The organism is Methylosinus sp. is20ea (assembly GCF_059718135.1).
Genome location: NZ_AP046088.1, coordinates 4,002,236 through 4,015,269, shown reverse-complemented (window position 1 = coordinate 4,015,269; position 13,034 = coordinate 4,002,236). Strand labels below are relative to the sequence as shown.

11 protein-coding genes are annotated in these 13,034 nt (G+C 64.0%); 7 read left to right on the top strand and 4 right to left on the bottom strand.

The window, feature by feature from the left end; all coding sequences use genetic code 11:
- Positions 1-3: 3 nt before the first annotated feature.
- Complete coding sequence (gene proS / locus AC6IY7_RS18705; RefSeq protein WP_497780908.1) at positions 4-1,548, bottom strand: proline--tRNA ligase; 1,545 nt, start codon at positions 1,546-1,548, stop codon at positions 4-6.
- A 218-nt stretch (positions 1,549-1,766) separates the two neighbouring features.
- Between proS and AC6IY7_RS18700 the strand changes: the two genes are divergently transcribed.
- Positions 1,767-3,002 carry an acyltransferase family protein gene (locus AC6IY7_RS18700; protein ID WP_497780907.1) on the top strand — a complete coding sequence of 412 codons (1,236 nt, stop codon included), beginning with the start codon at positions 1,767-1,769 and terminating at the stop codon, positions 3,000-3,002.
- 153 nt (positions 3,003-3,155) lie between these two features.
- Here the strand turns inward: AC6IY7_RS18700 and AC6IY7_RS18695 are convergent, their stop codons facing one another.
- A complete protein-coding gene (locus tag AC6IY7_RS18695) occupies positions 3,156-3,368 on the bottom strand; it encodes a hypothetical protein (protein WP_497780906.1) in 213 nt (70 codons plus the stop codon).
- Positions 3,369-3,644: 276 nt separating this feature from the next.
- On the opposite strand from AC6IY7_RS18695, the gene AC6IY7_RS18690 reads away from it, so the two are divergent.
- From AC6IY7_RS18690 to AC6IY7_RS18665, 6 genes are all read left to right on the top strand, one after another.
- Positions 3,645-4,547 (top strand): LysR family transcriptional regulator, encoded by a 903-nt coding sequence (locus tag AC6IY7_RS18690; protein ID WP_497780905.1) that lies wholly within the window; start codon positions 3,645-3,647, stop codon positions 4,545-4,547.
- 126 nt (positions 4,548-4,673) lie between these two features.
- Positions 4,674-5,150, top strand: coding sequence for a formate dehydrogenase subunit gamma (locus tag AC6IY7_RS18685; RefSeq protein ID WP_497780904.1), 477 nt, complete (start codon positions 4,674-4,676; stop codon positions 5,148-5,150).
- Positions 5,147-6,700, top strand: a complete 1,554-nt coding sequence (locus AC6IY7_RS18680; protein ID WP_497780903.1) for a formate dehydrogenase beta subunit — start codon at positions 5,147-5,149, stop codon at positions 6,698-6,700. The genes AC6IY7_RS18685 and AC6IY7_RS18680 overlap by 4 nt, the downstream gene beginning before the upstream one ends.
- Positions 6,701-6,711: 11 nt before the next feature.
- Positions 6,712-9,582, top strand: a complete 2,871-nt coding sequence (fdhF, locus tag AC6IY7_RS18675) for a formate dehydrogenase subunit alpha (protein WP_497780902.1) — start codon at positions 6,712-6,714, stop codon at positions 9,580-9,582.
- Between the two features lie 223 nt (positions 9,583-9,805).
- Positions 9,806-10,636, top strand: coding sequence for a formate dehydrogenase accessory sulfurtransferase FdhD (fdhD, locus tag AC6IY7_RS18670; RefSeq protein ID WP_497780901.1), 831 nt, complete (start codon positions 9,806-9,808; stop codon positions 10,634-10,636).
- Positions 10,626-10,847, top strand: coding sequence for a formate dehydrogenase subunit delta (locus AC6IY7_RS18665; protein WP_497780900.1), 222 nt, complete (start codon positions 10,626-10,628; stop codon positions 10,845-10,847). Before fdhD ends, AC6IY7_RS18665 begins: the two co-directional genes overlap by 11 nt.
- Before the next feature lie 40 nt (positions 10,848-10,887).
- Here AC6IY7_RS18665 and AC6IY7_RS18660 read toward each other — a convergent pair whose 3' ends face one another.
- Positions 10,888-11,541, bottom strand: coding sequence for a Crp/Fnr family transcriptional regulator (locus AC6IY7_RS18660; protein ID WP_497780899.1), 654 nt, complete (start codon positions 11,539-11,541; stop codon positions 10,888-10,890).
- Positions 11,542-11,674: 133 nt separating this feature from the next.
- Complete coding sequence (locus AC6IY7_RS18655; RefSeq protein ID WP_497780898.1) at positions 11,675-12,859, bottom strand: lytic murein transglycosylase; 1,185 nt, start codon at positions 12,857-12,859, stop codon at positions 11,675-11,677.
- Positions 12,860-13,034: the final 175 nt, after the last annotated feature.

Sequence of the window (13,034 nt, the reverse complement as noted above, 5' to 3'; positions counted from 1 at the left end):
CGCCTAATAAGCGCGAGCGATCAGAATCTCCTCCACCGCCGGCCGCCCGGTGAAGACGCACACGCCCTTCGGCGCGCTCTGCTCGAGCGGAATATTGCGCAGCGTCAGCTTCAGCGCCTTCAGCCGCGTCTCCACCTCCTCGAGCTCGGCGCCGGTCGGCCGCGCCCAGGGCGCGAGCACCCAGCCTTTGAAGGCCGCGGCCTCGTCGTCCTCGGCCGCCTTGCCGAAATAATCGGCGATCGCGGCGAAGCTCGTCAGATCGGAGCGGATATTCGCCTCGAGCCGCGCCTTGGCCTCGGAAAACAGCGCCGCCTGGATGTCCGCCAGCAGGGCAGGGACCGCAGTCACGAATTCCGCGCGCGGCGTCGCCGTCGAGACGATCTTGTCCCCATCGCGCAGCCGGTCGCGGCGGATCAGCGTCACCACATCATTGGCGGCGTCGCGCGGGCCGATCTCGAGGATGATCGGCGCGCCGCGGCGCACCCAGTCCCAGCGCTTATTGGCGGCGCGCGCCGGCTTCTTGTCGACGATCGCGCGCAAAGGCGCGCCCAGCGCGAAAACCCCGTCCAGCTCGGCTTTCAGCCTGTCGCAAAAGGCGAGCACCTCGGCGTCCTCGGGCTTCTCGCGCAGCATGGGCACGATCACCACCTGACGCGGCGCGATGGCGGGAGGCAGGCGCAGGCCGTCATCGTCGCCATGCGTCATGATCACGCCGCCGATGAGCCGCGTCGACACGCCCCAGCTCGTCGTGTGGCAATATTCCAGCTCGCCGCTCGCGCTCTGGAAGCGAATGTTCTGCGCGTGAGCGAAATTGGTTCCGAGATAATGCGAGGTGCCGGCCTGCAGCGCCTTGCCGTCCTGCATCATTGCTTCGATGGAATAAGTGTTCACGGCGCCGGGAAAACGCTCGTTCTCCGGCTTCTCGCCGGCGACCACGGGCACGGCCAGCACATCCTCGACGATCTGCCGATAGACCTCGAGCATTTTGCGGGTTTCTTCCCGCGCGTCGGCCTCGTCGGCATGGGCGGTGTGGCCCTCCTGCCAGAGGAATTCGCTCGTTCGCAAGAAGAGCCGCGTGCGCATCTCCCAGCGCACGACATTGGCCCATTGATTGATGAGCACGGGCAAATCGCGATGCGAGGAGATCCAGCGGCGGAAGGCGTCGCCAATGATCGTCTCCGAGGTCGGCCGCACGATCAGCGGCTCCTCGAGCTTGGAGTCGGGATCGACGACGAGCTTGCCGTCCACGGCCTTCAGGCGGTGATGGGTGACGACCGCCATCTCCTTGGCGAAGCCTTCGACATGGCTCGCCTCCTGCGCGATGAAGCTCATCGGGATGAACAGCGGGAAATAGCAATTGTCGTGGCCGGTCTCTTTTATGCGCCGGTCGAGCGCGCCCTGGATCAGCTCCCAGACGCCATAGCCCCAGGGCTTGATGATCATGCAGCCGCGCACCGGGCTCGTCTCGGCCATATCGGCCTCGGCGACGATGGCCTGATACCATTGCGCGAAATTCTCGTCTCTCGTGACCGACAGGGCGCGTTTCATCTTTGCCTTCGGGATGTGATTCTGGGGCTCTTTGCGGAGAGATAGCCCAAGCCCGCCGTCATGGCGAGCGAGGCCGAGCCGTTTGGAGCCGCGCTCGGCCGCGGGGCGCCGTTTCGGCGCGGGGCCGATGGCGCGCCATTTCGCGATGTCCGCAGGCGACGCGGCGAGCATGGGCGTTGCCTTGCCCTTGCGTTTCGGTCGAAAGTCGGCCGCCCGGCATGGGTCTGAGGGGAAACGTTTTGGCCTATCCATTGGGCATGATCGGCGTCGGAATAGCGCTTGCCTATGTCGCGGCGTTTCTGACGGCCCGCCTTCTCCTGCGCTTCCGATTTCCGGTTCCGCAATCCGCCGAGCGGATCGGCCATATAGATGGGCTGAGGGGAGTGCTGGCTCTATCCGTGATGATGCACCATTTTGTGATCTGGATGCAGGTGACCAGGCTCGGTGGACGCTGGGAGCCGCCGACGGTTTTATTTCTGGAGAATTTGGGATCTGGCAGTGTATCGATATTTTTTATGGTTACAGGATTTCTGTTCCACAGAAATACGCTGCGAGGGTTCAACATCTCGACAATGGGGACATTGTGGGTCGGCCGGTTTTTTCGGTTGACGCCATTGGTCGTATCTTCGGTTGCAGTGATTTGTGTAATCATAATATCGACAAATGATTATTCGATTCGGCCGGAGACCGTTTTCGCGCCGTTGCTCACATGGATCGTCGCCGGAGGCGAGCCTCCTCTTCTCGGCCACGCCGATAGCAGCCGCATCAATGCTCATGTCTTATGGTCGCTAAAATATGAGTGGATGTATTACCTGCTCGGCATACCGCTGATCACATTGGCTCACGACGTCGTCCGCGGCAAAATGCCGACTTGGGCGCCGCCGCTCGCGCTCGTTGTCGTCAGCGTCCCGATCTGGATCGTCTCGCATCTCGACATATTTGCGTTCATCCCGCTCTTTGCGATCGGAATGCTCGCGAACGAAGTCTCGAGCTTCGACAGAGCGCGAATTTTATTCGCCTCGCCGAGTGGAATGGTCGTCGCCGTCGCTTGCCTCATTGTCGCATTGGCTTGCGCGCCGGAGCCTTATGGAACGCCCTGGGGGGTTCTGCTCGGAATTTTTTTCGTTTCCGTCGCCTGCGGGAACAATATGTTCGGCCTTTTGAGCAGACGCGAATTCTCGGCGCTCGGAGAGTGCTCGTATGGAATTTATCTATTCCATGGAATCATTCTGTTCATTCTGTTCTACTTCGGGGCGCCCTGGCTCTCGACGTTCGAAACGGCGAGCCTGCCGCTTCTTCTGCCATTCGTCGCCATCGTCGTCGTCGCGCTGACCGCGACGACCTGCGTCGCGATCGAGAAGCCGGGAATCGCTTTTGGTCGAGAGGTCGCGTCTCGAATTTCGACTCTCGCGGCGCCGTTCGAGGGCCGATCAAATCGGATGAAACGCTCGTGAGCGCACGACGGAACGGCGGGCCGCATCCACCATGCCCTCGCCCCCGAGCGCGCCGAGACGACGGGGGCGACGCCCGCCCGAACGCCGAAGGATTCGAGGGGGCCGCCCCGTCGCCTGGTCGTCGACGAACCTTATTCCGATCGATACTCGGGTCTAGTCCGGCCGCTTCATCGTGGTCATTTGAGCATAGAGGTCGGAAATCAGCTTTTCATTATTTTGAATGAACTCCGGCGAGAGCATCAGCTGCTCTCGCAATGTTCGAGGATCGTCAAAACCCTTCCCGCTGTCCAAATTCACTTCCTTTTCCGGGTCTCGGTCGAGAATGAGACGATAACCCCAAAGCGAATGATCTCTCGTCAGCGGCATGAGAACCTCCAGTTATGATCCGATTAAATACTTAGGTTTTCGCAGTGCACAACGTCAATGATTTTTCCGAGCGTCGGCTCGAAGACCCGTCGAGCCCGCAGCGAGCGGGGAGGGCGCGCCTGCGCCATCCGGGCCTTCCGAATGCGCCGGTCGCCGGGACGGTCGGCGGCCTCCCCCGCTCGTGCGATGAATTCGCCGGGCCAAGCCTTTAGGTATATGGTCGCGAGAGCGTCCCCATTCCGGTTCTTCGAGGGCGCGGCGGAAGAGCGGGCCCAAGTGATCGACAAGCTGGAATTCTTCATCACCGTAGCCAAGGAGCGCAGCTTCTCCCGCGCGGCGGAGCTGTGCGGCGTGACGCAGCCGACGCTCTCGGCCGGGATCAAGCAGCTCGAGGACAGTCTCGGCGTCCTGCTCGTCAATCGCTCCTCGCGTTTCCACAGCCTCACCGCCGAGGGCGAGCGCGTGCTGGAATGGGCCAAGCGAATCGTCGCCGACGCGCGGGCGATGCGCCTCGAGGTGCGCACGCTGAAGGAGGGGCTCGGAGGACAGCTCAAGATCGCCGCCATTCCGACGGCGCTGACCATGGTCCCGTCGCTGACGACGCCCTTCCGCGAGAAGCACCCCAATGTGCGCTTCACCATCCTCACCAGCTCCTCGACCGAAATTTTGTCGATGCTGGACAATCTCGAGATCGACGCCGGCCTCACCTATCTCGACAACGAGCCTCTGGGCCGCGTGCGCACCGTGCCGCTGTTCTCCGAGCGCTATCGGCTGCTGACCGCCGCCGATAATCCGCTCGGCAATCGAGACAAGGTGACCTGGGCGGAGGTCGGCCGCATTCCGCTCTGCCTGCTCACCCCCGACATGCAGAATCGCCGCATCGTCGAGCGGCTGATCCGCGACGCCGGCGGCGAGCCGGAGCCCGCGCTCGAATCGAATTCGGTCATCGTGCTCTTTGCCCATGTGAAGACAGGACGTTGGGCCACCATCCTACCCGAAAAGCTGGTCGACTCGCTGCGCGTCGCCGCCCCTTTGCGCTCGATCCCAATTGTCGAGCCCGAGGCCGTTCACGAGATCGGATTGGTCGTTCCGCACCGCGAGCCGACCATTCCGCAAGTGGCCGCGCTCGTGGCCGAGGCCAAGAAGCTCGCGCGGAATCCGATGGTTGGCGATCTATAGGATTCGCCTATCATATAACCGTTCCAGATTATTGATCCCGCCGCCTTTTTGCGGCATCGTTGGGGCAATTACCTAAAATGGGCGGCCATCGCCCGTGATGGTCCGCTCTATAAGAACGGGGAAGAAATGTCTGGCGCAGTTCCGTGGAACGAGGCGCGGGCCCAGGAGATCATCGACGCCCATCTCGGGCTCGAGGGTCCCGGCCTGCCTATACTTCATGCGATCCAAGAGGAGTTCGGCTATGTGCCCGAGGCGGCTGTGCCGCAGATCGCGCAGGCGCTGAACATCTCCCGGGCCGAGATGCACGGCGTCGTCAGCTTCTACCATGATTTTCGGCGCGCGCCGGCCGGCCGCCATGTGCTGAAGCTGTGCCGGGCGGAGTCCTGCCAGTCCATGGGGTCGGAGAAGATCGCCAAGGATTTCCTCGAGCGCCTGAAGCTCGAATGGGGTGGGACCGCCAATGACGGGTCGCTGACCGTCGAGGCGGTCTATTGCCTCGGTCTGTGCGCCCACAGCCCCGGCGCCCTCTATGACGGCGAGCCGATCGGCCGCGTCGACGCCGAAATTCTGGACGAGTTGGCGTCGGAGGCGCAAAGGTCATGACCAAGATCTATGTTCCCCGCGACATGGCCGCGCTCGCGGTGGGCGCCAAGCGCGTCCTCGCCGCGATCGAGAAAGAGGCCGCCGCGCGCGGCGAGTCGATCCAGATCATCCGCAACGGCTCGCGCGGCCTGCTGTGGCTGGAGCCTATGGTCGAGGTCGAGACGCCGGAAGGCCGCATCGGCTACGGCAATGTGAAGCCCTCCGACATTCCCTCGCTGTTCGATGCGGGATTTTTGAAGGGCGCGGCGCATCCGCTCTCGATCGGCAAGGTCGACGAGCATCCCTATTGGGCCAAGCAGACGCGCGTGACCTTCGAGCGCGTCGGAATCATCGATCCGGTCGATCTCGACGATTATGTCGCCCATGGCGGCGGGCAGGGCCTCGCTAAGGCCTTCGAGATCGGCCCGGCCAAGGTGATCGAGGAAGTGACGAAGTCCGGCTTGCGCGGTCGCGGCGGCGCAGGCTTCCCGGCCGGCATCAAATGGAAGACGGTCGCCGACGCTCCGTCCGACCGCCGTTATGTCGTCACCAACGCCGACGAGGGTGACTCGGGCACTTTCGCCGATCGCATGGTGATGGAGGGCGATCCCTTCGTCCTCATCGAAGGCATGACGATCTGCGGCTACGCCATCGGCGCGAGCAAGGGCTTCATCTATCTGCGCGCGGAATATCCGCAATGCGCCGAGGTGCTGACCGAGGCGCTGGAGGCGGCCCGCAAGGCCGGCTGGCTCGGTCCCGATGTGCGCGGCTCCGGCTTCGCCTTCGATATCGAGTTGCGCATCGGCGCCGGCGCCTATGTCTGCGGCGAGGAGACCTCGCTGCTGGAGAGCCTCGAGGGGCATCGCGGCATCGTGCGCGCCAAGCCGCCGCTGCCGGCGCATGTCGGCTTCATGAGCCGGCCGACCGTCGTCAACAATGTGCTGACGCTTGCCACCGCCCCGGCCATTCTCGCCAAGGGCGGCGAATATTACGCCTCTTTCGGCGTCGGCCGCTCGCGCGGCACCATGCCGCTGCAGATCGCTGGCAATGTGAAATATGGTGGTCTCTATGAGACGCCCTTCGGCCTGACGCTCGGCGCGATCGTCAATGACATTGGCGGCGGCACGCTCACCGGCCGGCCCGTGCGCGCCGTGCAATGCGGCGGACCGCTCGGCGCCTATGTGCCCCCGTCGCTGTTCGACACGCCCTTCGATTATGAGGCGTTCCAAAAGCACGACAGCCTCATCGGCCATGGCGGCCTCGTCGTGTTCGACGACACCGTCGACATGGCGCAAATGGCGCGCTTCGGCATGGAGTTCTGCGCCATCGAGAGCTGCGGCAAATGCACGCCCTGCCGCATCGGCTCCACGCGCGGCGTCGAGACGATCGACAAAATCGTCGAAGGCGTCGATGTCGAGTCCAATATCGAGCTTCTGTCCGATCTCTGTCACACGATGAAATTCGGCTCCCTCTGCGCGCTCGGAGGTTTCGCCCCATATCCTGTCGAGAGCGCTCTTCGTCATTATCCGGAAGATTTCCGCAAAGCGACGCTTCCCGCCGCCGCCGAGTGAGGAGCACAGCCATGACACTCGTCAAAGAAACCGATTACGGCACGCCCGCGTCGAAGTCCGAGAAAGACATCACTCTGACGATCGACGGCGTATCCGTCACCGTGCCGGAAGGCACATCCATCATGCGCGCGGCGATGGAGGTCGGGACCGAGATCCCGAAGCTCTGCGCCACCGACACTCTGAAAGCCTTCGGCTCCTGCCGTCTCTGCGTCGTCGAGATCGACGGCCGGTTCGGCACGCCGGCCTCCTGCACCACGCCGGTGCTGCCGGGCATGAGCGTCCATACGCAGACGCCGCGCCTCAAGGCGATCCGCCGCGGCGTGATGGAGCTCTATATCTCCGATCATCCGCTCGACTGCCTGACCTGCGCCGCCAATGGCGATTGCGAGCTGCAGACGATGGCGGGCGCCGTCGGCCTGCGCGACGTGCGCTATGGCTATGAGGGCGCCAATCATGTGTTCGCCCGCAAGGACGGCAAGGCCAATTTCGAGTGGATGCCGAAGGACGAGTCGAATCCCTATTTCACCTATGACCCGTCGAAATGCATCGTCTGCAATCGTTGCGTGCGCGCCTGCGAGGAGACGCAAGGCACTTTCGCGCTGACGATCGATGGCCGCGGCTTCGACAGCCGCGTCTCGCCCGGCATGGCCGAGGCCTTCATGGAATCGGAATGCGTGTCCTGCGGCGCCTGCGTGCAGGCCTGCCCGACCGCGACCTTGACCGAGAAGTCGGTCATCGCCATCGGCCAGCCGGAGCATTCGGAAGTCACCACTTGCGCCTATTGCGGCGTCGGCTGCACCTTCAAGGCGGAAATGCGCGGCGAGGAGATCGTCCGCATGGTTCCCTGGAAGGACGGCAAGGCCAATCATGGCCATAGCTGCATCAAGGGCCGCTTCGCCTATGGCTATGCGTTGCATAAGGAGCGCATCACCTCGCCGATGATCCGCGACAAGGCCACCGATCCCTGGCGCGTCGTCTCCTGGGACGAGGCCATCGCCTTTGCGGCGGATCGCTTCAAGGCCATTCAGGAGAAGTATGGCAAGCGCTCGGTCGGCGTGATCACCTCCTCGCGTTGCACGAATGAGGAGACCTATCTCGTCCAGAAGCTGACCCGCGCCGGCTTCGGCAACAACAACACCGACACTTGCGCGCGCGTTTGTCACTCGCCGACCGGCTATGGCCTCAATCAGGCCTTCGGCACCTCGGCCGGCACGCAGGACTTCGACTCGGTCGACGACACCGACGTGATCCTCGTCATCGGCGCCAATCCGACCGACGCGCATCCGGTGTTCGGCTCGCGCATGAAGAAGCGCCTGCGCGAGGGCGCCAAGCTCATCGTCGTCGATCCGCGCCGCATCGATCTGGTGCGCTCGCCCCATATCAGCTCCGATTATCATCTGGCGCTGAAGCCCGGAACCAATGTCGCCATCGTCACCTCGCTGGCGCATGTGATCGTGAAGGAAGGCCTCGTCAACGAAGCCTTCGTGCGCGCGCGTTGCGATTGGGACGAGTTCCAGGATTGGGCGGCCTTCGTCTCCGAGGAGCGCAACAGCCCCGAGGAAGTCGAGAAGCTCTCTGGCGTTCCGGCGGCGGATATTCGCGCCGCGGCGCGCCTCTACGCCACCGGCGGCCGCGCGGCCATCTATTACGGCCTCGGCGTCACCGAGCACAGCCAGGGCTCGACGACGGTCATGGCCATCGCCAATCTCGCAATGGCGACCGGCAATCTCGGCCGCCGTGGCGTCGGCGTGAACCCGCTGCGCGGACAGAACAATGTGCAGGGCTCCTGCGACATGGGCTCCTTCCCGCACGAGCTGCCGGGCTATCGCCACATCTCGAACGAGGCGGCGCGCCAGTCCTTCGAGCAGGCCTGGGGCGTCGAGCTCGACAATGAGCCGGGCCTGCGCATCCCCAATATGTTCGACGCGGCGATCGCCGGCGAGTTCAAGGGCCTCTATTGCCAGGGCGAGGACATTCTCCAGTCCGACCCGGACACGAAGCATGTCTCCGCCGCCCTCTCGGCGATGGAATGCGTCATCGTGCAGGATCTCTTCCTGAACGAGACGGCGCATTACGCCCATGTGTTCCTGCCGGGCGCGAGCTTCCTCGAGAAGGACGGCACTTTCACCAACGCCGAGCGCCGCATCCAGCGCATCCGCAAGGTGATGAGCCCGAAGAACGGCTATGGCGATTGGGAGATCACCCAAATGCTCGCCAAGGCCTTCGGCCTCGACTGGAATTATGCGCATCCCAGCGAGATCATGGACGAGATCGCGGCTCTGACGCCGACGTTCAAGAACGTCTCCTATGCGAAGCTCGACGAGGTCGGCTCCGTGCAGTGGCCGTGCAATGACGCGTCGCCGGAAGGCATGCCGATCATGCACATCGAGGGCTTCACGCGCGGCAAGGGCAAATTCGTCATCACCGAATATGTCCCGACCGACGAGAAGACCGGGCCGCGCTTCCCGCTGCTGCTGACGACGGGCCGCATTCTGTCGCAGTATAATGTCGGTGCGCAGACGCGGCGCACCGAGAACAGCCGTTGGCACGAGGAGGATGTGCTCGAGCTCCACCCGCATGACGCCGAGCTGCGCGGCGTGCGCGATGGGGATTGGGTGCGCATCGCCAGCCGCGCCGGCGAGATCACGCTGCACGCCAAGGTCACCGACCGCGTGGCGCCGGGCGTCGTCTACACCACTTTCCATCACCCGCTCTCGCAGGCGAATGTGGTCACCACCGACAATTCGGATTGGGCGACCAATTGCCCCGAATATAAGGTGACGGCGGTGCAGATCTCGCCCTCCAACGGTCCGACCGAGTGGCAGGAGCAATATCGCGAGCTTTCCGAAAGCGCGCGTCGCATCGCGACGGCCGCGGAGTAGGACAGGGCAGTATCGATGGGCGCGATACCTTCTCCCGCATGGCGGGAGAAGGTAGCCCCGCGAAGCGGGGTCGGATGAGGGCGCTCATCGTTTTGCGATTGTTTTGACCAGGCCGACGTCCAAATTGGCCGGTCATTTCCAGGGTCCCTCATCCGACCCGGCTGCGCCGGGCCACCTTTTCCCGCAAGCGGGAGAAGGGACGCGCGCTGGAGATAGATTCTGGATGAACGAGGACCTCCCCGCCGCCAGCCTTCGCGTTCCGTGCGTCGCACGGCGCAATGACGCTGCGTCGGACAGCTCCCGCATCATTCCGGAAGAGACTCCCATCGCCTTCACCTATGGCGGCTCGACGCATGCCGTGATGATGGCGACGCCGGCCGATCTCGAGGATTTTTCGCTGGGCTTCGCCCTCACCGAAGGCCTGATCGATTCGATCGCCGAAGCCGGCGAATTCGAGATCGTGTCCTCGGAGGCCGGCATCGAGCTGCGCAGCTGGCTCGCCGGCGGGCGCCAGGAGGTCTATGCCGCGCGCAAGCGGTCCATGGCGGGGCCGACGGGCTGCGGCCTCTGCGGCATAGAGAGCCTCGAGCAGGCGAGCCGCCCGCTGCCCGTTCTCGACAATGCGCTGCGCGTGTCGTCGATGGCGCTCATCGCCGCCATGGATCGCCTGCCTGGCGCGCAGACGCTCAATCGCGAGACGCGCGCCGTCCACGCCGCCGCCTTCTGGGCGCCGGATTCGGACGCGCTCATCCTGCGCGAGGACGTCGGCCGCCACAATGCGCTGGACAAGCTCGCCGGCGCGCTGGCGCGTCAGGGCGTTCCCGCTTCGACCGGCGTCGTGCTGATGACGAGCCGCATCTCGGTCGAGCTCGTCCAAAAGGCCGCCCGCATCGGCGCGCCCATCATCGCCGCTGTCTCCGCGCCGACGGCTCTGGCCGTGCGCACGGCGGAAAAATGTGGCATGACACTGGTCGCGGTCGTGCGCGGCCGCGACTTCGAAATCTTCACCCACCCCGAACGCATTCTGGAACAGGTCTCGACCCATGTCGCATAATTCGGCCGACCGGCTCGTCAAAATGGCTAATCAGATCGGTCAGTTCTTCGCCGCGCAGAGGCATTCGGACGCGGTCGCCGGCACGGCGGAGCATTTGAAGAAATTCTGGGACCCGCGCATGCGCGCCGGCATCATCGCCCATGTCGAGCATGGCGGCGCCGGCCTCGATCAGGTGCCGCTGCAGGCGGTGCAGAAGCTCGCCGCGAAATAGCGGCGGCCGTCGCATCCTCGTGACGGAATAGCCCGTCGGCTCAGGCGCCGACGTCTTCCGTCGCTCTGCGCGAGGCCACGGCTTCGAGCTGCTGCGTGTTCGCCTGAAAGCGCCGAACGATCAGCCGAACGAGATAGAGTCCGAACTGCGGGTTCTGGAAATAGAGCTGCTCGAACTCCTCATAGGAGATCGACAACAGCCGACAATCGGTGAGAGCGCGCGCCGACGCCGTGCGCACGCCTTCTTGGGTGAACAGGGCCATTTCCCCGAACAGGGTCCCCGGCTGCAGTCCAATTCCCATCTCCGAGAGCTCGATCTCGCCTTCGATCAGCATATAGGCGCGGTCGGCCTCTTCTCCTTTGCGAAACAGGACTGCGCCCGCTTTCACGCTGCACGGGTGCATGAAGGGTTTCAGCCATTCGACCTTCAGCTCGCCGTCTGCGGCGCGCTTGACGCTCGCCACCAGCTTACGCATCTCGCGCAGGCGGATGAGGTCGAGCGGAAACAGAATGACGTGGCGGGTCAAGACGGCCATGTTCCCGCTCGCAGCGCCGACGACGACTCCGAGAAAATTCGCGATCGTGGATGCGATCCGCAAGCGGATCATCGTCTTCGAATAGGCGGAAGCCACAGCCGCCAACGATTGCATCCACGAGGCCGCGATCACCAGATACAGAATATGATCGCTCGTCACTTGTGATTCTCCAGGAAAGCGGAGCTTTTCTCGCGCATGACGAGCGGCTCGACGCCTCTTTGGAGTCACAGATAGCTCATTTCTCACGCTGAAGCAGCAACAGCGTTTCGCGCCCCGTATCGTCGCTGCGGGCTCAGCGTCGGAGCCGCTCCAGCACCTCCTTCGTCGCGAATCCATCCGCCGGCTGCACGCCTTCGCTCAGCTGAAAGGCATGCACGGCGTTGCGGCTGGTGCGGCCGAGCTTGCCGTCGATCGCGCCGCGATAGAAGCCGCGCGCAGTGAGCAGGCGCTGCATCTCCTTGCTATCGGCCGTCGACAACGCCGCGATCTTCTTGGGCCAAGGCGCGATGGGCGCGCGTCGTCCGCCGATGCGGTCGGCGAGCAGGCCGATCGACAGAGCATAGGCGTCGGAGGTGTTGTATTTGCGGATCACCTCGAAATTATCGGTGATGAGAAAGGCGGGTCCAGCCGCGCCGGCCGGCAGATAGAGGCTCGCCGGCCCGCTCGCCGGCAGCGATCCGCCCTCCGCCGGCCCCACGCCCAGCGCCCGCCATTGCGCGAAATCGAGGTCGAAGGCGGCGTAGTCGAATTCCTTGGGCAGGACGACCTCGAGGCCCCAGGGCAGGCGCGGATCCCAGCCGGAGAATTTCAAAAAATTGCCGATGGAGGCGAGCGAATCGAGCCGATTCGTCCAAATGTCGGGAGCGGCGCCGCCCGCATAGCTCGTCGCATATTTCAGATAGGCCGAGGGGAGAAACTGCGGCTGTCCCATCGCGCCGGCCCAGGACCCGCGCAGCCGCGCGCGCGTGACGTCGCCCTTCTGCAGCATGACCAGCGCGGCGATGAACTCATCGGAGAAGATCGCGCCCCGATGGCCGGCATAGGCCAGCGTCGCCAGCACGCGCAGCGTATCCGCGCCGCCTGTCGCGGAACCGAAATTGCTTTCGACCCCGAGAATGGCGAGCCCGATCTCCGAGGGGACGCCGCTGCGCTCCTCGATCGTCGCGAGCGGACCGGCGAGCTCGCCCGCGAGCCCGCGTCCCCGCGCGACGCGCGCCGGCGTCGCCGCGCCGGCGACATAGGAGGGAATGGAAATGGTGAATTCGGCCTGAGCCTGTGGGCGCCGCAGCAATCCGGGCTCTGGCGTCAGTCCGGCGACCGCCGAATCGAAAATCTCGCGCGAGACGCCGGCGTCGCGCGCCGCTGGCCATAATCGTTGCAGGAAATGGTCGAGATCGGAACCCGCAGCGCTTTCCTGCGCGGTGGCGAAAGGACCGAAAAAAGCCGTCAGGACAAAGAGTAGGAAAATGGCCGGCAATGTTTTGGACGCACCGTGGCGATTGGCGCGAGCGTGGCCGAAACCTTGTCTCATTTTTGCCCGCGAGCTTGGCCATTCTTTGGAATCTTTACACTTTTGGCCATTTTGTTTGACACTTCGCTGCGCTGCGTTTTCAATCGACATGTCTCGACTTCCACAAGGAGCCGCGAACAGG

Bases quoted from the DNA above. Each gene is read 5' to 3' on its own strand.
- proS (WP_497780908.1), bottom strand. From the start codon at position 1,548: ATGAAACGCGCCCTGTCGGTCACGAGAGACGAGAATTTCGCGCAATGG.
- AC6IY7_RS18700 (WP_497780907.1), top strand. From the start codon at position 1,767: ATGGGTCTGAGGGGAAACGTTTTGGCCTATCCATTGGGCATGATCGGC.
- AC6IY7_RS18695 (WP_497780906.1), bottom strand. From the start codon at position 3,368: ATGCCGCTGACGAGAGATCATTCGCTTTGGGGTTATCGTCTCATTCTC.
- AC6IY7_RS18685 (WP_497780904.1), top strand. From the start codon at position 4,674: ATGTCTGGCGCAGTTCCGTGGAACGAGGCGCGGGCCCAGGAGATCATC.
- AC6IY7_RS18680 (WP_497780903.1), top strand. From the start codon at position 5,147: ATGACCAAGATCTATGTTCCCCGCGACATGGCCGCGCTCGCGGTGGGC.
- fdhF (WP_497780902.1), top strand. From the start codon at position 6,712: ATGACACTCGTCAAAGAAACCGATTACGGCACGCCCGCGTCGAAGTCC.
- fdhD (WP_497780901.1), top strand. From the start codon at position 9,806: ATGAACGAGGACCTCCCCGCCGCCAGCCTTCGCGTTCCGTGCGTCGCA.
- AC6IY7_RS18665 (WP_497780900.1), top strand. From the start codon at position 10,626: ATGTCGCATAATTCGGCCGACCGGCTCGTCAAAATGGCTAATCAGATC.